Annotated in this window: 22 protein-coding genes and 1 riboswitch; of the genes, 4 read left to right on the top strand and 18 right to left on the bottom strand. The window is 68.3% G+C overall.

From position 1 onward, the window contains the following. Positions 1–21: 21 nt before the first annotated feature. The 8 genes from HOP59_RS05210 to cbiE form a co-directional block, all read right to left on the bottom strand. Entirely contained in the window at positions 22–1,443 is a 1,422-nt protein-coding gene (locus HOP59_RS05210) for a xanthine/uracil/vitamin C permease (RefSeq protein ID WP_234253079.1), read from the bottom strand. Between the two features lie 391 nt (positions 1,444–1,834). Then, positions 1,835–3,301: a cobyric acid synthase gene (locus HOP59_RS05205; protein ID WP_234253078.1), complete on the bottom strand. Its 1,467-nt coding sequence runs from the start codon at positions 3,299–3,301 to the stop codon at positions 1,835–1,837. After that, a complete protein-coding gene (gene bluB / locus HOP59_RS05200; protein ID WP_234253077.1) occupies positions 3,289–4,020 on the bottom strand; it encodes a 5,6-dimethylbenzimidazole synthase in 732 nt (243 codons plus the stop codon). The genes HOP59_RS05205 and bluB overlap by 13 nt, the downstream gene beginning before the upstream one ends. 207 nt (positions 4,021–4,227) lie before the next feature. Further along, positions 4,228–4,833, bottom strand: a complete 606-nt coding sequence (cobO, locus tag HOP59_RS05195) for a cob(I)yrinic acid a,c-diamide adenosyltransferase (RefSeq protein WP_234253076.1) — start codon at positions 4,831–4,833, stop codon at positions 4,228–4,230. A 14-nt stretch (positions 4,834–4,847) separates the two neighbouring features. Next, positions 4,848–5,603 (bottom strand): precorrin-6A synthase (deacetylating), encoded by a 756-nt coding sequence (cobF, locus tag HOP59_RS05190; RefSeq protein WP_234253075.1) that lies wholly within the window; start codon positions 5,601–5,603, stop codon positions 4,848–4,850. Further along, positions 5,600–6,397: a precorrin-4 C(11)-methyltransferase gene (gene cobM / locus HOP59_RS05185; RefSeq protein WP_234253074.1), complete on the bottom strand. Its 798-nt coding sequence runs from the start codon at positions 6,395–6,397 to the stop codon at positions 5,600–5,602. Before cobM ends, cobF begins: the two co-directional genes overlap by 4 nt. Further along, complete coding sequence (locus tag HOP59_RS05180) at positions 6,394–6,804, bottom strand: cobalamin biosynthesis protein (RefSeq protein WP_234253073.1); 411 nt, start codon at positions 6,802–6,804, stop codon at positions 6,394–6,396. The genes cobM and HOP59_RS05180 overlap by 4 nt, the downstream gene beginning before the upstream one ends. Further along, positions 6,801–8,024: a precorrin-6y C5,15-methyltransferase (decarboxylating) subunit CbiE gene (gene cbiE / locus HOP59_RS05175; RefSeq protein ID WP_234253072.1), complete on the bottom strand. Its 1,224-nt coding sequence runs from the start codon at positions 8,022–8,024 to the stop codon at positions 6,801–6,803. Before cbiE ends, HOP59_RS05180 begins: the two co-directional genes overlap by 4 nt. Here cbiE and HOP59_RS05170 point away from each other — a divergent pair, their 5' ends adjacent. Continuing rightward, positions 8,025–8,819 (top strand): cobalt-precorrin-6A reductase, encoded by a 795-nt coding sequence (locus HOP59_RS05170; RefSeq protein ID WP_234253071.1) that lies wholly within the window; start codon positions 8,025–8,027, stop codon positions 8,817–8,819. Here HOP59_RS05170 and cobJ read toward each other — a convergent pair. From cobJ to HOP59_RS05130, 8 genes are read right to left on the bottom strand one after another with little or no spacing between them, the layout of a single operon-like run. Further along, entirely contained in the window at positions 8,747–9,559 is an 813-nt protein-coding gene (gene cobJ / locus HOP59_RS05165) for a precorrin-3B C(17)-methyltransferase (protein ID WP_234253070.1), read from the bottom strand. The genes HOP59_RS05170 and cobJ overlap by 73 nt on opposite strands. Then, positions 9,556–10,296, bottom strand: a complete 741-nt coding sequence (cobI, locus tag HOP59_RS05160; protein ID WP_234253069.1) for a precorrin-2 C(20)-methyltransferase — start codon at positions 10,294–10,296, stop codon at positions 9,556–9,558. The genes cobJ and cobI overlap by 4 nt, the downstream gene beginning before the upstream one ends. Next, entirely contained in the window at positions 10,293–10,922 is a 630-nt protein-coding gene (locus HOP59_RS05155) for a precorrin-8X methylmutase (RefSeq protein WP_234253068.1), read from the bottom strand. Before HOP59_RS05155 ends, cobI begins: the two co-directional genes overlap by 4 nt. Next, the gene (locus tag HOP59_RS05150) at positions 10,906–12,135 is read right to left on the bottom strand and encodes a cobalamin biosynthesis protein CobG (RefSeq protein WP_234253067.1); all 1,230 of its coding nucleotides are present in this window, start codon (positions 12,133–12,135) and stop codon (positions 10,906–10,908) included. Before HOP59_RS05150 ends, HOP59_RS05155 begins: the two co-directional genes overlap by 17 nt. Continuing rightward, entirely contained in the window at positions 12,132–16,013 is a 3,882-nt protein-coding gene (gene cobN, locus HOP59_RS05145; RefSeq protein WP_234253066.1) for a cobaltochelatase subunit CobN, read from the bottom strand. The genes HOP59_RS05150 and cobN overlap by 4 nt, the downstream gene beginning before the upstream one ends. Beyond that, positions 16,013–17,137, bottom strand: a complete 1,125-nt coding sequence (cobW, locus tag HOP59_RS05140; protein ID WP_234253065.1) for a cobalamin biosynthesis protein CobW — start codon at positions 17,135–17,137, stop codon at positions 16,013–16,015. Before cobW ends, cobN begins: the two co-directional genes overlap by 1 nt. After that, entirely contained in the window at positions 17,134–18,522 is a 1,389-nt protein-coding gene (locus HOP59_RS05135; RefSeq protein WP_234253199.1) for a cobyrinic acid a,c-diamide synthase CobB, read from the bottom strand. The genes cobW and HOP59_RS05135 overlap by 4 nt, the downstream gene beginning before the upstream one ends. Then, positions 18,522–20,285 carry an AAA family ATPase gene (locus HOP59_RS05130; RefSeq protein ID WP_234253064.1) on the bottom strand — a complete coding sequence of 588 codons (1,764 nt, stop codon included), beginning with the start codon at positions 20,283–20,285 and terminating at the stop codon, positions 18,522–18,524. Before HOP59_RS05130 ends, HOP59_RS05135 begins: the two co-directional genes overlap by 1 nt. A gap of 128 nt (positions 20,286–20,413) precedes the next feature. After that, positions 20,414–20,619: riboswitch (cobalamin riboswitch) on the bottom strand. 194 nt (positions 20,620–20,813) lie between these two features. Here HOP59_RS05130 and HOP59_RS05125 point away from each other — a divergent pair. The 3 genes from HOP59_RS05125 to HOP59_RS05115 are packed head-to-tail and all read left to right on the top strand — an operon-like array spanning position 20,814 to position 23,634. After that, on the top strand, positions 20,814–21,809 hold the full coding sequence (locus HOP59_RS05125) for an ABC transporter substrate-binding protein (protein WP_234253198.1): 996 nt from the start codon (positions 20,814–20,816) through the stop codon (positions 21,807–21,809). Further along, positions 21,806–22,873 carry a FecCD family ABC transporter permease gene (locus HOP59_RS05120; protein WP_234253063.1) on the top strand — a complete coding sequence of 356 codons (1,068 nt, stop codon included), beginning with the start codon at positions 21,806–21,808 and terminating at the stop codon, positions 22,871–22,873. The genes HOP59_RS05125 and HOP59_RS05120 overlap by 4 nt, the downstream gene beginning before the upstream one ends. Next, positions 22,870–23,634 (top strand): ABC transporter ATP-binding protein, encoded by a 765-nt coding sequence (locus HOP59_RS05115; RefSeq protein ID WP_234253062.1) that lies wholly within the window; start codon positions 22,870–22,872, stop codon positions 23,632–23,634. The genes HOP59_RS05120 and HOP59_RS05115 overlap by 4 nt, the downstream gene beginning before the upstream one ends. 51 nt (positions 23,635–23,685) lie before the next feature. Here HOP59_RS05115 and HOP59_RS05110 read toward each other — a convergent pair whose 3' ends face one another. Together HOP59_RS05110 and HOP59_RS05105 are read right to left on the bottom strand one after the other, a co-directional pair. Further along, positions 23,686–24,453 carry an ABC transporter ATP-binding protein gene (locus tag HOP59_RS05110; protein WP_234253061.1) on the bottom strand — a complete coding sequence of 256 codons (768 nt, stop codon included), beginning with the start codon at positions 24,451–24,453 and terminating at the stop codon, positions 23,686–23,688. Next, a complete protein-coding gene (locus HOP59_RS05105) occupies positions 24,453–25,433 on the bottom strand; it encodes a FecCD family ABC transporter permease (RefSeq protein WP_234253197.1) in 981 nt (326 codons plus the stop codon). Before HOP59_RS05105 ends, HOP59_RS05110 begins: the two co-directional genes overlap by 1 nt.

The raw sequence follows: 25,433 nt of genomic DNA, 5'->3' as shown, positions 1-25,433 counted from the left end.
TTGCCTTTACGCTATTTCCATTTAGCGCGTGGCGGGTCCGGGCCGCACGGCCTCCTCCTCGTCGCGCTCCACCACCATGTCGTCCTCCACCGCAATCGGCTCCTGCTCCTCGGCCTCGCGTGCGCCGCGAGCGCGATGCTCGATCAGGAAATAGAGGATAAGGCCGATGCCCAGTCCCCAGGCTGCGCCGTGGGTGGCCAGCACCACGCCCATGATGCCCGCCACGCCCATGGCGGTGGCGTTCTTGATCTGCTCCACGGCGATGGCGATGCACAGGTAACCGGTGATCAGCAGCGTGATCGACAGCGCAATGGGCAGCACCGGGCGGAAGAAGGTCACCAGCGGCAGCAGGAACAGGGCGAAGAAGCCGACGATCCAGAACACCCCGGTGCCGGAGTAGATGGTGTCCATTGCCTTGCGCCCGTAGCGGTAGCGTTCGGTCACCGTGGCCATGCCGCCGGTGAACAGCGGCCCGGCCAGCCCCGGATAGGGCGCCAGCAGTGAGTGCATCAGGTTGCGGATACCGGTGATCAAGTGCACGCGATCGACATTGACCTCGATCTTCTCGTCGGGGCGCAGGTGGTCGACGCGCTTGAGCAGGGTCTGACCCACCACGATATCGCCGAAGGCGATAATGTAGGCAATGATCGCGGTGGGAATCGCTGCCACCATCAGCTCAATGGGTGGCGCACCGATGGAGAACGGCAGATAGGCCCAGATCCCGGCGAAGTCGGGCACGGCGATGCCCCACTCCACCGTCGGCATCGAGTACTCACCGACACCCCAGCCGATGGCCATGGTAATCAGCATCCCCGGTACCATGCCGAAGGCAACGATGTTGCGCGCCCAGCGGTATTTCTCGGCCAGGTCGCGGAAGGAGAGCGAGAACAGCACGTAGAGGGTGATCAACCCGCCGATGCCGAGCGAGATCGGCGTGTTGTAGAGCCGGCCACCCTCGACGATTTCGCCGCTGATGGCGGCGATGCCTGCGCCGAGCAGGATACCCGCCTTGATCGAGGCCGGCACGCTGTTGACCAGTTTGCTGCCCAGCCGCGTCACCGCCATGAACAGGAAGATCGCCGTCACCATCAGCTGCAGCGCTACCATGGCGCGAATGGCATCCGGACCCGGCTCGTATTGGCCGATGAACAGCAGCACCACGGGGATCGCCGGCGTGATCCAGCCGGCGATGAACGGCACCCCCAGCAGCGGCGGCAGGATGAAGCCGATACCGCACACCACGACGAAGGCCAGGCCCACCTCGTAGGGCACGCCCAGGTACTGTTCGAGCAGCGGGATCATCCCCAAGGAGATGACGAACATCACCATGGCCTGGATGGTTTCCGGAATGGCCCATGGGAAATGGATGAAAGGCAGGCGGACCTTGAAGGGCCCCAGCGGCCAGTAGGGATGCTCCTGGCCATATTCGCGTTTGAGCGGCACGTCACACCTCGGCGGTTCTGTTTGTTGAGCGGTCCTCTTCGTCGGTTGTTGTTGTTCTTGGCTGAGCTCGGTTGTACGCGGGTCTGACGCGGCGCAACATTCGACCATGTGACGAGTGGACAAGCCGCCACTTGCCGGAACTTGTCGACAACATTACAAACATCGAGGAAAAAATCACCATAATGAGCGCGCTTTATGGATATCGCTTCGACATTTTCAAGCAAATTGTCGACAGATTTGGGGCATTTGAGCGAAGTTTACGTAAACGTCAACAATGACGGACTGCCACCCGAACGCAGGTGCCGTAACGGCGCTTACACAATGCAACGGCCCCCTTGCGAGGGAATAGGACTAAAGAACAATGAGCCCTGGGGCTCAAAGTCCCATCGACTCAAAGCCCCATAAGGCGCTCGATGGCGGCCATATCCAGGTTCGCTTCCAGGCAGTCGGCCAGCCGGTCGAGTTCCTGCTGGCGATGGGCCTGGTAATCCACCGCGCCTCCCGGCGCATCGAGCCCGCAGCGAGCGAGCAGCGCCGCGCACGCCTCGGGCCGATCGAACAGGCCATGCAGGTAGGTGCCCATGACCCGGCCATCTGCGCTTTCGGCACCGTCCGGCCGGCCCTCCAGCACAACGAGAGGCCTTGCCAGGGCCGGCCCCTCGCTCACTCCGTTATGGATCTCGTAGCCGGCGATCGGCACCTCTTCGGCTAGCAAGCGCCCACTCACATTGCGCAGCTGCTTACCCGCCACCATGCGCGTCTCGAACTCGAGCAGCCCCAGACCGGGAGTCGATCCTGCCGGCCCTTCCAGGCCGTCGGGGTCGTGCACCGCCCGGCCCAGCATTTGAAAGCCGCCGCAGATGCCGAGCACTCGGCCGCCATAGCGCAGATGGCGCTGTATTGCTTCTTCCCAGCCCTGGGCACGCAGCCAGGCGAGGTCGCTACGGGTGCTCTTGCTGCCGGGTAGGACGATCAGATCCGTCGGCGGGATCTCCCGGCCTGGCCCGATCTGATTGGGCCCAACGAAGGTCAAGTCGACCTGGGGATGCAGACGCAGCGGGTCGAAGTCGTTGTGGTTACTGATGCGCGGCAGCGCCGGTACCACGACCTTGAGCGTGGCCCCCGCCCCCACCCGCCCGCTGCGGCCGATGCTGTCTTCGGCATCGAGCAGCAAGCCCTGCAGATAGGGCAGCGTGCCATATACCGGCTTGCCGGTGCGCTCGGTAAGCCAGTCGAGGCCCGGCTCGAGCAGAGAAATGTCGCCGCGGAAGCGGTTGACGATGAAGCCCTGGGTACGTGAGCGCTCGCTCTCGCTGAGCAGTTCCAGGGTGCCCACCAGCTGGGCGAAGACCCCTCCGCGGTCGATGTCGCCGACCAGGATCACCGGGCAGTCGACCATCTCGGCGAAGCCCATATTGGCGATATCGTTGGCGCGCAGGTTGATCTCCGCCGGACTGCCGGCCCCCTCGGTAATGATCACGTCATAGCGGCTCGACAGCGCCTGCCACGCCGCCAGCACGCTCTCCCGTGCGGTGCGCTTGTAGGCGTGGTAGTCCAGCGCGTCCATGTGGCCGTGCACGTGCCCGCGCAGGATCACCTGGGCGCCGCGGTCGCTCTCCGGCTTGAGCAGCACCGGGTTCATATCGCTGTGGGGCGCCACACCTGCCGCCAGCGCCTGCAGCGCCGTGGAGCGGCCGATCTCGCCGCCGTCCACCGTCACCGCGCTGTTGAGCGCCATGTTCTGCGGCTTGAACGGCGCCACCGACACCCCGCGCCGGGCCAGCATCCGGCACAGCCCCGCCACCACCGTGCTCTTGCCGGCGTCCGAAGTGGTGCCCTGGATCATCAGGGTTGGCATGGTCTGGCCACCTCTTGCAGCGCCTCGTGAAGAGCCTCGTCCGCCAGCGCCTGCCCCCAGCCGTTGCCATGCACCAGCTCGGTGAGCGGCAGGCGCTGGCGCCACCCGGAGCGGGCCAGCTCGGGCTGCTGCAGAAACTCGCTGACATAGCCCAGACACAGGTACGCCAAGGGGTAGACCTGTTCTAGCAGGTCGAGGATCGTCGCCAGCTCTTGCTGATCGAGAATGCTGACCCAGCCCACGCCGATGCCCTCGGCGCGGGCCGCCAGCCACAGGTTCTGCACTGCCAGGCAGGTGCTGAACAGGTCCGTGTCGACGATGCTGGTGCGCCCCAGTACCGGGCCGTCGCCACGGCTCCGGTCGCAGGTGATGCAGAGGTTGAGCGGACTCTCAAGGATGCCTTCGAGCTTGAGGCGGCGGTACGCCTGCTGCCGCTCAGCGGAAAACTGCTGCGCCCCTCTCTCGTTCTCCTGCAGGAACAGCCGATGCACCCGGCGGCGCACCTCCAGGCTGTCGATCACCAGGAAGTCCCAGGGCTGCATGAAGCCCACCGACGGCGCATGGTGCGCGGCGTCCAGCAGCCGGGCCAGCACCTCGGGCGGCACGGGATCCGGCAGGAACTGGGCGCGCACGTCGCGGCGCTCGTGAATCGCGCGGTAGAGGCCATCCCGCTGTGGCGGGGGAAAGGCGTGATCGGCTCGCCCGCTGTGTTCTGCCATGCGGCTCTCCAAAAAAGTCATGAGGAAACGAGTCGGCAGGATGAGCGCCGAGCTAGTGTTTCACCGTTAGGGAGCGATGAGCTGTTCCGGCGCCAAGGCTCTGCGAGGGCGCTGTGAACCCATCCCTGGGCGCTATTTTTGCCATCCCTGGCAAAAAACCCTCGCTGCGCCTTGTCCCCGGCGCTCATCTCACGAGCGTCACGACACTCACAGCTCGATGCCCTTCTGCGCCTTGATCCCCTGCTCCTTGAAGGCGTGCTTGACCACCTTCATCTCGGTGACGGTGTCGGCCAGCTCGATCAGCGCCTCGGGGGCGTGCCGGCCGGTAACGACCACATGCTGCATGGCCGGACGAGCCTGCAGGTCGTCGAGTACGCGATCGAGTTCCAGGTAGCCGTGGCGCAGCGCAATGTTGAGCTCGTCGAGCAACACCAGGTCGACCGCAGGATCCTCGAGCATGCCGCGAGCCACCTCCCAGGCCGCCTCGGCGGCTTGCACGTCCTTGTCGCGGTCCTGGGTATCCCAGGTGTAGCCCTCGCCCATCACGTGGTAGTCGACGTTCGCCTGCTGGCGAAAGAAGGCTTCCTCGCCGGTCTGGAACTTACCCTTGATGAACTGCACCACGCCCACCTTCATGCCATGGCCGAGCGCCCGGGCCAGCATGCCGAAGCCGGAGCTGCTCTTGCCCTTCCCGGGGCCGGTGAGTACCAGCAGCACACCCTGCTCCTTGTCGGCGCGGGCGATGCGCTCCTGCATGATCTTCTGCTTGTGGGCCATGCGTTCGGCATGGCGCTGGGGGTCGACCGTTTTCATTGCACTCTCCTTAATTACACTCGCCGCAACAGGTAGACGTCCATGATCCAGCCGTGCCGCTCGCGCAGGGCGGCACGCCGTTCGAGGATCGTCGCGGCCACGTCCACCAGCGGGCCGTCGATCAGGCACTGCTTGTCCATGCCCAGATAGGCCCCCCACCAGACAGTGAGGCCTTCCTGAGGCAGCGCCTGGAAGGCACCGCCGCTGTCGAGCATCACCGCTACGCTCTCGGCGTCACTGGGCCAGCCGCGCTCCCGCAGTCGCCGGCCCGTGGTGATCAACACCGGTTCGGCCAGCGCATTCAGGGGGATGCAGTGCGCGGCGGTGAGTGCCTGTAGGCTGGTGATGCCGGGCTCCACGCGTATTTCGAGCGCTTGCCCCTTGCCACCTAGACGCTCGGCAATCCGCAGGCTGCTGTCGTAGAGCGAGGGATCGCCCCAGATCAGCATACCGACCCGCCCGCCTTCAGGCAGGTGCGTTGCCATCAGGTCCGCCCACACCTCGGCAATGGCGTCATGCCAGTCGTCCACCGCGCCCAGGTAATCGGCGCGGGCATCGCGGCGCGGCAGATCGAACTCCACGATTCGGGGGCGGGATGACGCCTCGAGCAGATCGCGACACAGCATCCGGCGCAGGTCGATCAGGTCTGACTTGGCATCCCCCTTGCGCGGCAGCAGGATCAGGTCCGCCTGGTTGAGCGCCCGCACCGCGGCCAGGGTGACATGCTCGGTGTTGCCGGTGCCGATGCCGATCAGCGAGAGATGGATCATCGCTCATCCTCCCTGCCGGCAGCGAAAGGCGAATCCGCCGACTGCGGCCGAAAGCGGCGGTCGTAGCCGACGGAATAGAGGCTACTCTCCTGAAAGTCCTGACTGTCGAGTACCGGCCCCACCAGGATCAGCGCGGTGCGCTGCAGGGTGTCGTCGTCGATCAGGTTTTCCACCGTCGCCAGTCGCCCCCGTACTACCCGTTCGTCGGGCCAGCTGGCCCGCCAGACGATGGCCACCGGGCACTCGGCGCCATAGTAGGGCAACAGCTCGGCGACGACCTGGGACAGATTATGAATGGAGAGATGGATCGCCAGGGTGGCACCGCTACTGGCGAAGTTGGCCAGGGTCTCGCCCACCGGCATGGCACTGGCCCGCCCCGGGGTGCGGGTCAGTACCAGCGACTGCGCCACCCCCGGCAGGGTCAGCTCCTGGCCCAGGCTGGCGGCCGCCGCGGCGAAGGCTGGCACTCCCGGAGTAATGGTGTAAGGAATTGCCAGCTCACGCAGCCGGCGCAGCTGCTCGCCCAGGGCCGACCATATCGACAGGTCGCCGGAATGCAGCCGGGCGACATCTAGGCCCGCGGCATGGGCGGCGCGCATCTCGGCAACGATCTCGTCGAGGGACATGGGCGCGGTGTTGACGATACGGGCGCCCTCCGGGCAGTGGGCCAGGATCTGCTCGGGCACCAGCGAGCCCGCGTAGAGGCACACGGGGCAGGCCGCGATCAGATCGCGCCCGCGCAGCGTCAGCAGGTCCGGCGCCCCGGGGCCGGCGCCGATGAAATGTATGGTCATGCGCCCTCTCCTCTCAAAGCTCCTCTCAAAGCCCCTCTCGCTACTGCCGCGGTGGCCATGCGATCCGCCGAAATCAGCCGGGGGCCGAGCAATTCCGCTCCGGGCCCCGCCGCCAGCAGGGCGACGGCCTCGGCGACGCTGCCCGTGCCCCGGGCCTCGAGGCTATGGCGGGAGTGCGTGAGGGTGACGGCCGATGGCAGCGCCTCGTCGGCCACGGCGATCACCGCCATGCCCCGCTCGCGCCCCAGCGCCTGCACCAGCGCCTGCTTGGACGCTGCCGCCGCCAGGCGGTCGACGGGGCCATAGCGGGCCTCCAGTTGCGCCAGCAGATCGGCCAGCGAGGCCAGCCGTGCCGCACGGCGAAAGCCGAAGCCGACCACGCACATGGCGTTCGATGCCGCCGTCATCGGGTCACCCGCCACTGCACGATGGGGTAACCAGCCTTCCAGCCGCGACGGTTGCCGAGGGGAGCGGCGCTGGACAGCTCGATGCGCAGCAGCTCGCCGCCGGCCCGCCGCTGCCACTCGGCCAGCAGGGCCTCGGACTCCAGAGTCACCGCATTGGCCACCACGCGCACCCCGGGCGGCAGTCGCTGCCATAGCGCCTCCAGCAAGCTTTCCGATAACCCGCCCCCGATAAAGACCGCTTCCGGCGGCAGCAGGTCTTCCTGTGCCTGATTTTTCAGAACGTCGAGGGCGGCGCCCTCCACCACCTCGAGCCAGTCGACGCCGAGGTTGTCGGCATTACGGCGTGCCCGCGCTGCCCGCTCGGCGTGGCACTCGAAGGCCACCGCCTGGTTCTCCGGATGAACCAGCAGCCACTCGATGGCGATCGAGCCCGAGCCCGTGCCGATGTCCCACAGCCGCTGCCCCGCCCTCGGAGCCAGGGCGGCCAGGGTCATGGCGCGCACGGCCTGCTTGGTGAGCTGGCCGTCGTGCTCGAACAGCGCGTCCGGCAGGCCGGGTGTGAGCGGCAGGGCCGGACCATCACCGGCCACCTCCAGCCCCACCGCCACCGGGTGGGCGATATCGCCGGGCAGGTCGGCGTCGGCCCGCATGCTGCGAAGGCGCTCGTCGTCTCCCCCCAGCGCTTCCAGCACGTGAAGCCGCGACCCACCGAAGCCGAAGCGAACCAACAGGCCGGCCAGTTCATGCACGGCGTTCCCGTCCCGCAGCAGTACCAATAAGCGTCGGTGCTGCTGAAGGTAGGGCCGGATGCGCGTCAGCGGCTTGGCGTGCAGGCCGAGGCAGGTGCACGCCTCCAGCGGCCAGCCCAGGCGCCCTGCCGCCAGGCTGAAGGTGGAAGGCGCCGGCAGCGCCCGCCACTCCGCGGCGGGTAGATGGCGCGCCAGCGTGGACCCGGCACCGAACCAGAAGGGATCGCCGGAGACCAGCATGACCACCCGCCGGCCCCGCTCGGCCAGCAGTCGAGGAATGCCCTCGGCGAAGGGCACCGGCCACTCCCGCACCTCGGCGGACAGCGGCGGCAGCAGGCGTAGATGGCGCCGGGCACCGAACACCAGCTCGGCGGCCTCCAGCGCCTCGCGGCTTGCCGCGGTCAGCCCTTCTGTGCCACCTTCCCCCCAGCCAAGCAGGGTCAGCCAGGGGGCGTCATCACGATCCGTCATATGAAAATCCTGATTCTAGGGGGAACCACTGAGGCCAGTGCCCTGGCGACTGCCCTGGCCGAGCGCTCGATTCCGGCCCTGTTCAGCTATGCCGGCCGGGTCAAGGCGCCCAAGCCCCAGCCGCTGCCCACCCGGGTCGGCGGCTTCGGCGGCGTGGCAGGCCTGGCCGCCTTGCTGACGGAGCAGCGCATCACCCATTTGGTCGATGCCACCCATCCCTTCGCCGAGCAGATGAGCCGCAACGCCGTGGCCGCGGCAAGCCACAGCGGCATTCCGCTGATCGCCCTGACCCGCTCGCCCTGGGCGCCCCAGGCCGGGGACTGCTGTACACCGGTCGCCGATGTCGAAGCGGCGGTACAGGCCCTGGCCGGCCCGCCCCAGCGCATCCTGCTGGCCATCGGCCGCCAACAGCTCGCCGCCTTCGCCGCCCAGCCCCAGCACCACTATCTGCTGCGGCTGGTCGATGCCCCCGAGATGCCGCCGCCCCTGCCCCGCCACCATATCGTCCTCGACCGCGGCCCCTTCACGCTGGACGGCGACCTGGCGCTGCTGCGGGAGCACGGCATCCAGCGCGTCGTGTGCAAGAACGCCGGCGGCACCGGCGCCATCGCCAAGCTCGACGCCGCTCGCCGGCTGGGCGTACCGGTGGTGATGATCGAGCGGCCAGTGCCGCCGCCCCGGCGCGAGGTGCATTCGGTCGATGCGGTGTTGGCCTGGCTGCATCACGGCTCGGCTCCTGCGTCAGTCCCTGAGCAAGCCCCTGAGACAGACTCTAGGACCGAGCGCGGGGTATAGACCCAGGGCACGCCTTCACGCCGGATCAGCCGCGTCTGGCTGGAGCCCACCATCACCAGGGTGCGCATATCGGCCATCTCTGCCGTGGCCTCGCCCAGGGTGGTGACCGTCAGACGCTCTTCCGGCGTGGAGACGGCCCGGGCGAACATGATCGGGCGCTGCGCCCCGCAGGTCTCGCGCAGCACCTCGAGAGTGCGGACGAAGCCCTCCGGCCGGGCGCGGGAGCGCGGGTTGTAGAAGGCCATGGCGAAGTCGGCCTCGGCGGCCAGCCGCAGGCGCCGTTCGATCAGCGCCCAGGGCTTGAGGTTGTCGGAAAGGTTGATACAGCAGAAATCGTGGCCCAGCGGTGCCCCCAAGCGTGCACTAGCGGCCAGCATGGCGGAGATACCCGGCAGCACCTGGATGTCCAGATCGCGCCATTCGGGCTCGCCGGCTTCGAGCGCCTCGAACAGCGCCGCGGCCATGGCAAACACGCCGGGGTCCCCCGAGGAGACCACCACCACCCGCCGCCCCTCGGCGGCCAGCCGCAGCGCCTGCTCCGCGCGGCGGATCTCCTCGCGGTTGTCAGAGCCGTGGCGCACCAACCCCGGCCGCGGCGCCACCCGTTCGACGTAGGGCACATAGCCCACCACGTCGGTGGCCTCGCTCAGGGCGGCGGAGACTTCCGGGGTGATCAGCGCATCACCGCCCGGGCCAAGACCAACCACCTTCAGCCAACCGGCGTTGTTCTTGGCTGTCATGGCCGCCTCCCGTTGCCATGAATCACCACGATGGAGAAGTAGGGCACGCTGTCGCCGACCTCGCGAAACGGTCGTATCCGCTGCTGCGGCATGGCGGCGTACTCGATCAGCCAGGCCTCCTGCTCCCGGCCGGTCTCGGCCAGCGCTCGCTGGAGCTTGGCCAGGTTGCGGCCGATCTTCATCACCACCAGGGCATCGGTCCGCGCGATATGTTCGACCAGCGTTGCTTCGGGCAGGGTGCCCATCAGCACGGTCATGATGTCGTCGCCCCAGGTCACCGGTTGCCCGGTGGCGGTCCAGGCGGCGGACATGCCGGTGATGCCGGGCACCACTTCCACCGGCACCCGCCCCTGCAGGCGGGTATAGAGGTGCATGAAGGAGCCGTAGAAGAACGGATCGCCCTCACACAGCACCACTGCATCGCACCCGGCCTCGGCGATCTCGCGGAGCTGCGCGACGCTGTTCTCGTAGAAGGCCGCCAGCAGTTCGTTGTAGAGCGGGTCGTCGAACGGGATTTCGGTGGTGACCGGATACTCCAGCGGGATTTCGATCACGTCGGGCGCCAGCAGGCCCTCGACGATGCTGCGGGCATGGCCGCGGCGCCCCTTCTTGCGGAAATAGGCGACGTGGGTGGCCCCACGAATCAGTCGGTCGGCGCGCACGCTCATCAGGTCCTGGCTGCCGGGGCCGAGGCCGACGCCATGGATGGTGCCCGGCTTGATGGTTTCTTGGCTCATTCGCTGCGATCCGCCATGGCATTGAGGGCGGCCACCGTCACCGCGCTGCCGCCGAGGCGTCCCTCGACGATCACGCAGGGAGCCGTGGCGCTCTCCCACAGGGCCTGCTTGGATTCGGCGGCCCCCACGAAGCCCACCGGGCAGCCGATGATCGCCGCCGGGCGCGGGCACGCCGGATCTTCCAGCATGTTGAGCAGGTGGAACAGTGCGGTGGGCGCGTTGCCGATCGCCACTACCGCCCCGTCGAGATGGGGTCGCCACAGCTCCAGCGCCGCCGCCGAGCGGGTGGTGGCCAGCTCCCGGGCGAGGTCGTGTACCCGCTCATGGTGCAGGGTACAGATCACCGGGTTGTCTGCCGGCAAGCGCTTGCGGGTGATGCCCTCGGAAACCATGCGCGCATCGCACAGAATCGGGGCGCCCTGCTCCAGCGCCGTCCGGGCCCGATTCACCGCATCGCCGCGGAAGTGAATATGCGCGGCGAGTTCCACCAGCCCGGCGGCATGGATCATGCGCACCGCTACTGGCTCCTCCTCCGGCGCGAAGCGCGCCAACTCGGCCTCGCGCCGGATGATGGAAAAGGACTCCCGGTAGATGGCCGGGCCGTCCGTTTCATAGACGTAAGGCATCGCGATTCTTCTCTAGGTGTTCGATAACATCGGATTCATCCAGGCCGGTGGCCACCGGCTCCCCATCGGCGCGATCACCGACGATCAGGTCGAAGCGTCCCGCACGGCCGGTCAGGCAGAGGTCCGTCGGCGCCTGGCAGGCGCAGCCCTTGATGCAACCGGACAGGTGCACGCTGCGCGATCCCTGGCCGTCCAGCCGTTCGGCCAATTCCTGAGCCAGGCCCAGGGTCGCCACGCTGGCCTGCTCGCAGTAGGGCGCGCCCGGACAGGCCTGCATGGCCAGGCGTGGATCGCGCTCGCTCTCCAGCAGCCCCGGCGGCGAAGGCTCGCCGGCGGGAAACCCCTCGACCAGCAGCCGCCGCCAGGGGGTGACCCGCACGCTGCCGACCGAGTCCGCCATAATCAAGGCCCGCAGCGTCGCCGCCGGTGCCCGCCCGAACGGCAGGCCCAGCGCCCTGCCCCATGCGTGCTGGCCCAGAGCCGGCACGGGGCTGGCGGCGGCGGGCCGCTGCGTGGCGGGCGCCCAGGGCGGCAGCGGTGCCGAGTGCCGGCGCATGCGCCCGGCATCGCGTCCGCCGCTGTCGACGAACCAGTGCAGCAGCCGGATCAGAAGCTCGACGGCGGCCGCGGGCGAGTCCACCGGCGTGCCCATTTCCCGCCCGTCGGCACGGACTAATAACGCGCCCGAAGACTGCGCCGGCAAGGCGCCCGAAGCCCGCGCCGGCAAGCCCCCTTCCCGCGAGCGCTCGATGCGGAAATCAGCCGAGACTTCGCCCAGCAACGGTGCGGCGCCGGCATCGATGGCCACGCCCATCTTGGCCGGCAGTGCCGGCAACGCATCGAGCAGGGCCTCCAAGCGTCGCGCCACCTCATGGGTGGCGTCGCCGGGCTGCCAGTCGGGCGCCAGCAGCAGCGGCAGCCGACGCTCACTCTGCGGGTCGGCCGCCACCAGGCCATGCTCGACCAGAAAGGCCATCAGCCCTGGCCAACTGGCGTCGGACACGCCGCGCAGCTGCAGGTTGGCCCGATTGGTGAGTTCGATCAGGCCGCTGCCGAAGGTCTCGGCCGCCTCGCACAGGGCCAGCATCTGATGCCGGGTGAGCCGCCCCAGCGGGGCGCGCACGCGCACCAGCAGCCCATCGCCGGAGGCCATGGGGCGCCAGGCGCCAGGACACCAGCCCTTGATCCGCGGCGCGTTCGCCTGGTTCGTCATGGCGACGCCACCTCCCGGGTTTCGTCGATCTCCAGCAGCAGGTCCTGCAGGGCCGGGCCCTGTTCGCCGGGCTCCCGCCACAGGCCGCGCTGAATGGCCTCGAGCAGGCGCTCGGCCATCTCCTCCATGGCCGCCGGATTGTGCTCGCGCAGGAACTGCTGGTTCAGTGGATCCAGCACCAGCGCCTGGCTGACCTGGGCATATTGGTAGTCGGCCACCAGGTCGGTGGTGGCGTCGTAGGCGAACAGGTAGTCCACCGTCGCCGCCATCTCCGCGGCGCCCTTGTAGCCGTGTTCGCGCATGGCCTCGATCCACTTCGGGTTGAGCACCCGGGAGCGGATCACCCGGGCCAGCTCCTGCTCGAGGCTGCGCATGCGTGGCCGCGCCGGATTGGCGTGGTCGGCGTGATAGATGCTCGGTGCCTGGCCGCTGAGCGCACGGCTGGCGTTGGCCATGCCGCCCTGGAAGGCGAAGTAGCCGTTGGAGTCGAGGATGTCGTGCTCGCGGTTGTCCTGGTTGTGCATCACCGCCTCCAGCCCTTCGAGCTGATGCTCGAAGGCCGCCCGGGCCGCCACCCCCGACTCGGGAAACTGGCCGTAGGCGTAAGCCCCGCTCGCCAGGTAGGCATCGGCCAGGTCATCGGCGTGCCGCCAGGCGCGCTCGTCGAGCAGCCGGTTGAGGCCGGTGCCGTACTCACCGGGCCGGCTGCCGAAGACTCGATAGCCGGCCTCCCACTCCGCCTGCTCAGGTGAGCGGCCCTGCGCCTCGAGTTCCTGCCGGCGCGCCATGACCGCCGCCCGAATGGTGTTGGCCTCCCCCGGCTCCTGGTACTCGGCCACCGCCCGTACCGCCCGGTCGAACAGGCGGATGACGTTGGCGAAGGCGTCGCGGAAGAAGCCGGAGACCCGCAGGGTGACGTCCACCCGCGGCCGCCCCAGCAGCATGGCGGGAATCACCTCGACGTCGATCACCCGTCGCGAGCCCAGCGACCACACCGGTCGCACGCCCATCAGGGCGAAGGCCTGGGCGATGTCGTCGCCGCCGGTGCGCATGGTGGCAGTGCCCCAGATCGACAGGCCCAGCCGCCGCGGATAGTCGCCGTGATCCTGCAGGTAGCGCTCGACGAAGGCCCGGGCCGAGGCCTCGCCCAGCGACCAGGCGGCCGGCGACGGTATCGAGCGGTTGTCGACGCTGAAGAAGTTGCGCCCGGTGGGCAGCACGTCCAGGCGCCCGCGGCTGGGCGCGCCGCTCGGTCCGGGAGGGACGAAACGCCCCTCGAGGCCGGTCAGCAGCGACTGGATCTCCATCTCGACGCCGCGCTGCATGGCCGCCCAAAGCCCGTCGCGCACATGGCTCAGCTGCTCGGCGGTGGCCGGATGGTCATGGGCCAGGCTGGCCAGGCAGCCCTCCGCCACGACATGCGTCTCCACCAGGCGGTGGGCGAGCAGCTCCAGGCGCTCGCGGGTATCGGCGGCGCTGCGCCAGGGGGAGTCGTCCAGCTCGGCCAGCGCCGCCGGCCGCGGACCGTGCCAGGGCTCGGCTCCGGCCGCCAGGGGGTCGAACTCCGGCGGTAGGCCCAGGTCGGCGGACAGGTTGTGCAGCAGGCCGCGCTGGGTCGACGTATCGCCCCGCGGCAGCCGCAGGATGGCGACCAGGGTTCCGGCCAGCTTGTCCCGCGGCGGCAGGCTGCCCAGCACGTGCAGGCCGTGGCGGATCTGCGCCTCCTTGATGTCGCACAGATAGGTGTCCAGCTCGTTGAGCAGGCGCTCGTCATCCACCTCCCCGGCCGTCTCCCCGCCTGTTCTGCCCTGCGCCAGCTCGCGGTCGATGCCGGTGTCGCGCAGGTGGACGAGGATGCGCTCGCGCAGCAGGGTCTCGCGGCGTGGGTCCATGCCCAGGGCCTGGTAGTACTCGTCGGTCAGCGCCTCGAGTTCGGCCATGGCGCCGTAGAGTTCGGCACGGGCCAGCGGCGGCATCAGGTGATCGACGATCACCGCCTGGCTGCGGCGCTTGGCCTGGGCGCCCTCGCCCGGGTCGTTGACGATGAAGGGATAGAAGTGCGGCAGCGGCCCCAGGGCGACGTCGGGCCAGCACTCGGCGGAGAGCGCCGCGCTCTTGCCCGGCAGCCACTCCAGGTTGCCATGCTTGCCAACGTGGATCAGCGCATCCACCCGGTAGTGCTCGCGCAGCCAGAGATAGAAGGCCAGGTAGCTGTGGGGCGGCACCAGCTCGCTGTCGTGGTAGCTCTGGAGCGGGTCGTTACCCAGGTCGCGCAGAGGCTGGATGCCGACGAAGGTTTCACCCAGGCGAATGCCGGCGATCATCAGCCGGCCCTGGCGATGCTTGGGGTCCTCGCTGGGCGCGCCCCAGCGCTGCCATACCGCCTCCTGCAGCGCTTGCGGCAGGGTCCGGAACCAGGCCATGTAGTCGTCGAGGGCGATGCTCTGCCAGCAGCCGCGCTGCTCCAGTCCGCGGGGGTCGTTGGTCACCCCCGCCTGCAGCCGCCGCACCAGCGCATCGCCATCCGCCGGCAGCTCGTCGACCGGATAGCCCGCCGCCGCCAGGGCGCGCAGGATCGCCAGGGTCGAGGCCGGCGTGTCGAGGCCGACGCCGTTGCCGATGCGCCCGTCGCGATTGGGGTAGTTGGCCAGCACCAGCGCCAGGCGCTTGTGCCGGTTCGGCGTGCGCTGCAGGTCGCTGAAGCGCCGTGCCAGCCGGGCGACGAAGGCGGCACGCTCCGGGTGCAGGGCATGGCGAATCACCGGCAGCTGGCAGCGCTCGCTGTAGTGGGCCTCGCTCTTGAAGCCCACCACCCGGGTCATGATGCGGCCGTCCATCTCCGGCAGCACCACCTGCATGGCCATGTCGCGGCTGCGCAGGCCGCCGGCCTCGGCCTGCCAGTCCTCTTCGGTGCTGCTGGAGAGGATCGCCTGCAGCACCACCGGCCGGCCGACGAAGAGCCCCGCGAGGTCCTGATCGAGCTGCTCTTCCACCGGCGCCTCGCTCTCGTCGGCATGACGATTGACCGAGAAGCCGGTGGTATTGATCACGATGCCGGCCCCGGTCTGCTCGAGCAGATGATTGACGAAGGCCAGGCAGGCCGACTCCTTGAGCGAGGCCACCGCCACCGCCAGGGGCGCGAACCCCTGGGCCTCGAGCACCTCGAGCAGGCCATCCAGCACCGCCGTGTTGGCGCCCTGTAGATGGCTGCGATAGAACAGCAGCAGGCAGACCGGGCGCGTCGCGTCCTGCTGCCTGCGCCACTCGTTGAGCGTCACCGCCGACTGGTCCTGCAGGGATTTCCGGGCGGATGTTCCGGGAAAATAGAGCAGCGCCGCGGGTAGCGCCTGGGGTTCGCGCCACGCAAGCGGCAGCCCAAGACACTCGCTGCCGATACAGCGCAGTAGCTGCTCTGCATTGTCGACCCCGCCCTCGCGCAGGTAGCGCCAAACCCGATGGGCCGTGGCGACAGGCACGCTGGAGTCCGCCAGCAGGGCGTCGTCCGGGGCGTCGCAGCCCGGCACCAGGATCAACTGGCGGCGCCGGTCGGCAGCGGCCCAGGCCAGCAGGCGCTCATGGCCGTAGCGCCAGTAGCCGCTGCCGCCCAATAGCGAGACGATCACCAGCCGCGCCTGCTCCAGCACCCGGTCTTCGTAGAGGTCGTAGGCGGCCGGCTTGATCAGGTTCATCCAGTTGGCCAGGCGCAGCGAGGGAAAGCCCTCACCGTCGCTCTCGGCCAGACGCTCCGCCGCCTGGGCCAGGGCCGACAGGCTGCTGTCGGCGGCCGACAGGATGACGACCTCGGCGGGGCTCTGCTGCAGATCGACGATACCCTCGTCGTCGACGAAGCCCCCCGGCTTGGCGGCGAAGAGATGCATCAGGGGCTCGTCGCGATCTCGGTATCCGCCAGGGCATCGCGCAGCGCCGCGCTATCCAGCCCCTTGCCGATGAAGACGAGCTGGGTAGCCCGCGGCTCGTCCTGTCCCCACAGCCGGTCGAAGTAGCCGTCCAGGCGCTCGCCCACGGCCTGGATCACCCGGCGCATGGGCTTGCCGGGAATCGCCGCGAAGCCCTTGGCGCGATAGATCTCGTGGTGCTGCAGCAGTTGCTGCAGGCGTGCCGCCAAGGCCTCGCCGTCGACCTCGCCCAGGCGGATCACGCAAGAGTCGAAGTGATCGTGGGCGTGATCGTGGTGGGCGCCCTCGGCATGGTGGCGGTCGTGGTGGTTGTCGATATGGTCGATACCCTCCTCGCTGGCCGCGCCGATGCCCATCAGCGCCTCCAGTTGAGCGCGGTCCTCGGCCAGCCCCTTGTCGATGAACAGGGTCTTCACCGATGCCGGCACCCGCTGTGCGACCAGCGCTTCCACCCGGGCCCGTTCGGCCGGGTCGAGCAGGTCGGTCTTGCTGACCAGCACCAGATCCGCCGCGCTGAGCTGGTCGTCGAGCAGCTCACGCAGACTGGGGTCATGATCGAGGGACTCGTCGGCGCGGCGCTGGGCCTCCACCCTCTCCACGTCGTGGGCATAGCGGCCGGCAGCCACTGCCGGACCGTCGACCACGGTGATGATGGCATCCACGGTGCAGTGCTGACGCACCTCCGGCCAGTTGAACGCCTGCACCAGCGGCTTGGGCAGGGCCAGGCCGCTGGTCTCGATCAGGATATGATCGATCGTGTCGCGGCGGGCCATCAGCGTCTTCATCACCGGCAGGAACTCCTCCTCCACGGTGCAGCAGATGCAGCCGTTGGCCAGCTCATAGATGCCGTTTTCGACCTCCACCGGAGCGTCACCCGCCTCGTCACGGCCTTCTTCATTACCCTCTTCACAGCTCAAGGCACAGCCGCGCAGCAGGCTGGAGTCGATGTCCTGCTCGCCGAACTCGTTGACGATGACGGCGATGCGCTTGCCGGTGACCTGGCGCAGCATGGCGGCCAGCAGGGTGGTCTTGCCGCTGCCCAGGAAGCCGGTCACCACCGTGGCGGGAATCTTGTTCAGGTTCATCCTTGGGACTCCAGTGAAGTGATGGAATGAGTCTCTAAAGCGCTTGCCGACTGCCCGCTCGCCGTGAACAGCCGGGCCAGGGCGTCGGGATTGTCAGGAAAGAACAGATGCAGGTAGCTGGCCGTGAGGCCGCGCTGACGGTAGATCGCCTCGCCCGGCGCGGGGTGGCGCTGACGCCGACAGAAGGCGATGGGCGCGGGCGTGCCCTCCGCCGTCGAGCGGTGATGCGCGTGGCCACGCACCGGCCCCTCCGGCAGCTCGGCGGTCTGCATGCCCTGGCAGCCGCGGCGTCCGCGCATGGCGCCGTGGCCCGGCAACAGCCCCAGCATGGTGTGGGTCTCGCCGTCGGTATCGGTCAGGCTCTCCAGGCAGTAGAGCAGGCCGCCGCACTCGGCGAGGATCGGCTTGTCGGCGGCAAAGAAGCGGCACAGCTCGTCGCGCATCGACACGTTCGCCGCCAGTTGTGCGGCGTGCAGCTCGGGATAACCGCCCGGCAGCCACAGCGCATCGCAGGGTGGCAGTTGGCGGTCGGCCAGGGGCGAGAAGAAGCGCAGGGTCGCCCCCATGCGCTCCAGCAGATCCAGGTTGGCCTGGTAGATGAAGCTGAAGGCCGCGTCCCGCGCCACGCCGATAACCCGCCCTCGCAGCGATGGCATGGGAGCCTCGGCAGCCTGCCTCGGCGCCTCGAAGGTAACAGGCGGCAGCTGCAGCAGCGCCTCCGCCAGCCGCTCGGCGTCCAACGCCCTGGCGCCGGCCTCGAAGCGCTGCTCCAGCTCGGCGCGGATCTCGTCGGCCTGCACCAGCCCCAGGTGGCGCTCGGGCAGGGTCAGCGCTCCGTCCCGCGCCACCGCGGCCAACAGCGGAATCTCGGCAGGCAGAGCGGACTCGATCAGCTCACGGTGGCGCTGCGAGGCGCAGGCGTTGGCGATCAGCCCGGCGATGCGGATGTCGTCACGAAAGCCCGCCAGGCCGGCCACCAGCGCCGCGGCGGTCTGGGCCATGCCCTTGACGTCCATGACGATGACCAGCGGCAGGCCGAACAGAGCGGCCAAGTCGGCGCTGGGGGGCTCGCCGTCGAACAGCCCCATGGCGCCCTCCACCAGGATCAGATCCGCCTCGCAGGCCGCCTCGAAGAAGCGCTGGCGGCAGTAGATCTCCCCCGCCATCCACAGGTCGAGCTGATCCACCGGTCGGCCAGAGGCCTGGGCCAGAATCTGAGGGTCGAGGTAGTCCGGCCCCGTCTTGAACACCCGCACCACCTTGCCGCGGTTGCGCAGCAGCCGGGCCAGCGCCGCGGTCAGGGTGGTCTTGCCCTGGCCCGAGGCCGGTGCGGCGATGAACAGCGCAGGACAGGCAGCGCTCGCCCGCTCGACAGGTTCCTTCATCACGCCTGGCCTCCTGGCCGTGAACGGCCCGCCGGCAGCGGCAGGCGACAATAGCGGGCGCCGAGCTGCTCGGCGATGGTCTCGCCTCGTCCCCGCTTGACGGCGCCTTGTTCGGTATCGACGACCAGGCAATCGCCCAGCGCCGGCAGGCCGGCCAGGGATTGCCGGGTGCGGCCGTCGGTTATCAGGTAGGTGCGTATGCGCAGGTCGGCCTCCTGCCGCCGCCATTGGCGAATCAACCGCGCCGCCTGCGCCACGACCTGGCGCAGCGGTGTGCCGCCACCGCCGTCAGCATTGTCGAGCCGCTCACGCAGCGCCTTGGGCGCACGGCGGCGCAGCAGGATCGGCGTGACACCGTCATTGCCGAAGCCAAGCACGGCCATTTGCTCGCGGGCGGCATAGGCCTGTCGGGCCAGTTGCTCGACCAGCCCCTTGGCCTGTCCCAGCAGTTGCCGCCCCAGGGTCGAGGCGGAGGTATCCAGCAGCACCAGATGAACCGTCGGCGGAGCGGCTTGCGTCTTGCGATGCTCCAACCGACGCCAGGGCCAGCGGCCATGATTGGCGGCCACAGTGGCGAACCAGTCCGGCCGGGGCGATGCCAGGTAGGAGCGACGCTGATGGCCCCGACGCCTGACCACAGCAGGCGCCTGGGAAGCCCTGGCGCAATCGGAGCCACGCTCATGCGCGATCATGTCCGACAGGCTCGGGGCCGGCACGCTGACGCTTTTCTGCGCTACCGGCGGCATGGCGCCCCACTGCCCCTGGCCGCTTGAGCCGGCCGTGTCGCCACCGGGACCTACCGGCCCGCTCGACGCGGGTGGCGTACCGGAGCTTGGCGGCGGGGGCGGATTATGGGCCGAGAGCTTGCCTGGCTCCTGGGCAGGCGGCGAGGTCCGCCGATGTGCCAGCACCCAGGGCTCGACGATATCCAGATCCTCCCTAGCCACGGCAGCGGCGCCGCGCCAGGCGGCGTGGGCCTGGGCAGCACGATGCCAGGTCACGTCCGCCCGCAGCCCTTCGACGCCGGCCTCCTGACAGCCCAGCGCGATGTGCTCGTAAACCCACGCCTCGCTGACGATCTCCGCCAGCGCCGACTGGGCACGCCGAATACGCTGGGTGAGCGCTACCTGGGCCTCGGCGTGGCGTGCCACATAGCCCTGGGGGTCGCGGTCGAAGGCTTCGCGCTGCTGCACGATGGCGATGCGCTCTTCCACACTGACCGAAGCGTGCTGTTCGAGGCAGAGGCCGAAGCGGTCGAGCAGCTGCGGGCGCAGCTCGCCCTCGTCCGGGTTCATGGTGCCGATCAAGCGGAAACGCGCGGGATGGGAATGGCTGACACCGTCGCGTTCGACGACGTTGGTACCGCTGGCGGCCACGTCGAGCAGCAGGTCTACCAGGGTGTCCGGCAGCAGGTTGACTTCGTCGACGTAGAGCACGCCGCCGTGCGCCTTGGCCAACAGCCCCGGCTGGAAGGCCGCCTCGCGTTCGGCGAGTACCCGCTGCAGGTCCAGGCTGCCGGTCAGGCGCTCCTCGCTGGCCCCCAGGGGCAGGGTGACGAAGGGCGGCCGACGCCCTTCCCCATCGTCAGGCAGGATCGCCGCCAGGGCCCGTGCCAGGGTGGATTTCGCACTGCCACGCGGCCCGCTGATCAACACCCCGCCGATACGCGGGTGGATGGCGTTGAGCAGCAGCGCGGTCTTGAGTTCTGCCAGGCCGACCACGGCGGCGAAGGGAAACTCGCTCACGGGAGCCTCGCCATGCATAGGCCGGACACGCAGCGGCACACGGCCGAAAAGACATCGGTCGCAAACGGCAACAACCCCACGGAAGGGGCGAATGGAACGAACGCAGACACGGCATCTCCTCGGTGCCCACCGCACCGGTACGGGATGATGATGGATTGATGGGCCGGTCTCCGGGCTCGAGGAGGACGCCAGAACGACGTCAAAGCCTGCACCTTCCCAGCGCGATGCCAGTGGTTCTTGCAGGCGACTCACTCATTACCGTTGCGGGGGCAGCGATGGAATTGGCCTACGGCCTCACCATACTTCCCGATTATCCCCTAGGCACAGGGGCACCCATGTCAGTCGGCCCATCGTAAAGGAACTGGCGCGACCGGTGCAATGCAGAAAAAATATGTTATAGTATAACAATTGCTTTTCATCCCCGAATCCTGGCAATCTTCGCCGCAACGGCCGAAGTGCTGTGACGCTCCCCTCTAACATCAAGACAAACCGACTATTAACTTACGACTATTTGGAACATATGCCATGAAAAACGCACGACGATTAATGGCCATTCTTACCTTTTTTCCTTCTTCATTTCTCATGGCAGGCGCTACCGATTACCCGATAACCCTTACCAACTGTGGCACGGAAATCAGTTTCTCTTCCGCTCCTGAAAGCACCGTTACCGTTGGGCAATCCGCCACCGAGATTCTCTACTCCCTGGGCCTAGCCGACCGGGTGCTCGGCACCTCGGTCTGGTTCAACCCCGTGCTGCCGGAGTTTAGCGAGGTCAACGCCGGCATCGAACGGCTGGCCGACAATGATCCGAGCTTCGAATCCGTGGTGAATCGTCGACCGGAGCTCGTCGCGGCTCAGTACGAGTGGCATGTGGGGCCCACCGGCAGCGTGGCGAGTCGTGAACAGTTCCACGAACTGGGCATTGCCACCTACATCATGCCAGCCGACTGCGACACCAAGGACAACAGCACCGGAGGTGACGGCACCCGTACCGCCGCTTTCTCCCCCGCTCACGTCTATAAAGGCATCACCGAGCTGGCTGCCATTTTCGACGTGCAGGAGGCCGGCAAAGCGCTGGTGACCGATCTCGAAGCTCGTGAATCCAATGCCATTGCCAAGGCCGAAAGCCTGGAGCTCCCTCAGGATCTGTCGGCAGTATTCTGGTTCTCTTCTCCCGATAGCTCGGTGGATCCTTACGTTGCCGGTAGGCTTGGCGCACCCGGCTACATGATGGAGCAACTGGGTATTCGTAATGTCATCCAATCCGATGAGGAGTGGCCTATCGTCGGCTGGGAATCCATTGCCCGCTCCGACCCCGACCTAATCGTTATCGCACGCATGGATCGCCGCCGCTTTCCCGCCGACGACATCGAAGAAAAGCTGAACTTTCTGCACAATGATCCGGTGACCCGGGAGATGACGGCGGTGAAGAACGGCAACATCGTCGAGATGGATGCTCATGCAATGAGTGCCACCATGCGCACGATCTTCGGCCTGGAATCGCTGGCCGATGCCTTGACGACGCTCTCATTCGAACGATGAACCTGACCGCGACATTGCGCTCACCAGTGGTGCTCCGATGGCGCTGGGTCTGGCTCGCGCCATCGATTCTGTTCCTGGCCGTGATGGCCGGCACCGCGATCGGCGAAACGGCGATTCCACTGGAGACCATTCTCAAGGTATTGGCGAATCGGCTGTGGGGAGCGGAGCATGTCGTCGACCGCATCGACGCCGGCATCGTCTGGAATTACCGGCTCAGCCGCGCCATCCTCGCCGCCTGCTGCGGTGCCGGGCTGGCCTTGTCCGGCGTCGTGCTGCAAGCCCTGCTGCGCAATCCTCTGGCCGACCCTTTCCTGATGGGAATTTCCGCCGGCGCCTCGACCGGCGCCGTGGCGGTCACCATCGCCGGGCTCGGAGCCGGCGCCGTGACGCTCTCGCTCGGCGCCTTTGCCGGTGCGGGGCTGGCCTTCTCACTGGTAGTACTGCTCGCCCGTGCCGCCGGTAGCGGCACCGGGGGTGGCCGCAGCGCCCAGGCCGCAGGCGCCATCATTCTGGCCGGTATCGCCGGTTCGCAGCTGTTCAATGCCCTGACTGCCTTCATCATTGCCAAGTCGGCGAATGCCGAACAAGCCCGGGGCATCATGTTCTGGCTGATGGGCAATCTTTCCGGAGTGCGCTGGGATGACGTCACCCTGGGCCTGCCCGCCGCCCTGGGCGGCCTGCTGGTGTGCCTGTGGTATCGGCGCGCCCTGGATGCCTTCACCTTCGGTGCCGACAGTGCCGCCTCGATGGGTATCGCCGTGCGCCGCGTGCGGGCAATCCTGATCGCCGTCATGGCGCTGGTGACGGCAACGATGGTGTCGATGGTCGGCGCCATCGGCTTCGTGGGGCTGGTGATTCCTCATGCCATGCGCTTTCTGGTGGGCAACCGCCACACCCGGCTGATACCGGCATCGGCGTTGGCCGGCGCCGTGTTCCTGATCGGCGCCGACATCATCTCGCGCGTCATCGTGCCGGGGCAGGTGCTGCCGATAGGCGTGGTCACGGCCCTGGTCGGGGCGCCGGCCTTTGCCGTCATTCTGATTCGTGGGACGAGAAGACGATGAAACTGACCGCGGAAGGCGTCGGTTGGACGATCCACGGGAACAAGCTGCTGGATGACGTCAGCCTCAGCATTGCGCCCGGCGAGACCTTCGGCCTGATCGGCCCGAACGGCTCGGGCAAGACCACGCTGCTGCGCGTACTGGCCGGACTGCAACGACCGAAGCGTGGGCGTGTGCTGCTGGACGACCGGCCGATGCAGGCAATGCCCCAGCGCGATATCGCCCGTAGCATCGCTTTCGTCGAGCAGCAGGCGGAGACCCACGAGCGCATAGGCGCCCGGGAGGTGGTGGAGCTGGGCCGTACCCCCTTCCTCTCGCCGCTACGACCCTGGACCGAGCAGGATGACGCCATCGTCCACCGCGCCCTGGAAGACGTCGGCATGCTGCCCCTGGCGGAGCGCCTCTGGCATACCCTCTCCGGCGGCGAGCGCCAGCGCGTGCACATTGCGCGCGCCCTGGCTCAGCAGCCGCGTATCCTGCTGCTCGACGAGCCCACCAACCACCTCGACATCCGCCATCAGCTCTCGATCCTGCGCTTGGTCAAGCAGTTGCCGGTCACGGTGGTCATCGCCCTGCACGACCTTAACCAGGCCATGGACTGCGACCGTATCGGCGTGATGGAGGCCGGCCGGCTGGTCGACCTCGGCACGCCCGAACAGGTGCTGACCGCCGCCAGGCTGCGCCGCACCTTCGGCGTGCAGGCCGACATCCTCGAAGATCCCGTCGATCAGAGCCGGATCATGCGCTTTCGCTGCGCACTATAAAAAGATCGACGGAGAAGCCCGACTGATGAGCCCGAGTCAGGCTCCCTCTCCTCATCTAACCGGCACGAACACCGGGGCACCGTCGATCTCGGCGGTGGCCAGACGCTGGCCGTAGAGCCGCTCCAGGGCGGCGGGTACCAGCATGTTTCTGGCCGGCCCCCAGCACGCCTCGCCATCGGGATAGAGCAGCAGCAGGTGGTCGCACCAGCGCGCCGCCAGGTTGAGATCGTGCAGGCACATCATCACCGCGCGGCCCTCGGCGGCCTGCTCGGCGAGCAGCGCCATCACCGCGCTCTGGTGGTGCAGGTCGAGATGGTTGGTGGGTTCGTCGGCGAGCCAGATCTGCGGCGCCTGGGTCAGCACTGTGGCAATCGCCAGGCGCTGGCGTTCGCCCCCCGAGAGCGTGCTGACCAGACGCTCGGCCAGATGTACGACGTCGAGTCGTTCGAGTGCCGCCTCGGCCAGGCGCAGATCTTCGCCGCCCTCCATCTGCCACGCCGAGAGCCACGGATGCCGACCGATCAGCGCGGTCTCGCGCACCGTAGCGGGAAAGCCATCGTGACGCTCCTGGAACACCAGCCCCAGGATGCGCGCCACCTGGCGCCGACCCAGCATCGCCAGCGGGCGCCCGTCGATCAGCACCTGCCCGGCCCGCGGCCCACGCAGCCCGGCCAGGGTGTGCAGCAACGTGGTCTTGCCAGCGCCGTTGGGACCGAGCACGCCCCACACCTGCCCCGGCTCGACGCTGAGCGTGAGCGCTTGGCCGTCGCGCCGCTCGGGCACGTCGATCACCAGCTCGCGGATCTCGAGGCGGTTCATCAGCGGCTCCGGTACAGCAGATAGAGGAAAGTGGGTACGCCGAGCAGCGCGGTGATCACCCCCACCGGCAGCTGTTCCGGGGCGATCATGGTGCGCGCCAGGGTATCGGCCAGCACCAGCAGTGTACCGCCGGTCAGGGCGCAGGCCGGCAGGATCAGACGCTGGTCGTTGCCCAGCACCAGACGCAGCATGTGCGGCACCACCAGGCCGACGAAGCCGATGCTGCCGGCGGTGGTTACCGCAGTAGCGGTGAGCACGCTGGCCACGACATAGATCGTCCACTCCAGCGGGCGCACGTTGACCCCAAGGGCCGCCGCCTGCAGCGGGCCGCGAGCCATGACGTTGAGGCTGCGCCCCAGCGGCATCAGCAGCAGGCAGATGACCAGCAGCAGCGTCAACGGCGGCCAGGGGGAGCGCGAGTAGGAAAGATCGCCCATCAGCCAGTAGAGCATGCCGGGCAAACGCTCGGCGGGGCTTATCGCCAGCATCAGGGTGATCACCGCGCCCCAGCCGGCGGCCACCACCACGCCGGTGAGCAGCAGCCGCGAAGGGGTCCAGCTGCCGGTACCGTGGGCCAGGCCGAACACCAGCAGCGTGGAGAGAAAGGCCCCAGCGAAGGCAGAGCCGGTGATCACCGCCCCACCCAGCCCCGCCAGCATCGCCGCCAGCGCCCCCACCGAGGCGCCGCCGGAAAGGCCCAGCACATAGGGGTCGGCCAGAGGATTGCGCAGCAGCACCTGCATCAACGCCCCCGCCACAGCGAGCAGGCCACCCACGGCGAAGGCCGAGAGGGAACGGGGAATGCGCAGGTCGAGAATCAGCGTGCGCGCCAGGGGGCTGCCTTCGCCGCGCGCCACCGCCCATACGTCGCCCAGCGACAGCGCGGCGCTGCCCAGGGTGACCGACACCAGCAGGGCCGTGAGACCCAGCAGCGCGAGCACGGCCAGCGGCGGCCACAATGAGCGCCGGGGCGTGATCAT

Origin of the sequence: Billgrantia aerodenitrificans, from assembly GCF_021404405.1 — a bacterium.
Classification (GTDB): domain Bacteria; phylum Pseudomonadota; class Gammaproteobacteria; order Pseudomonadales; family Halomonadaceae; genus Halomonas; species Halomonas aerodenitrificans.
Note: the sequence above shows the minus strand (reverse complement) of the source record. Positions and strands in the feature narration are given on the sequence as shown.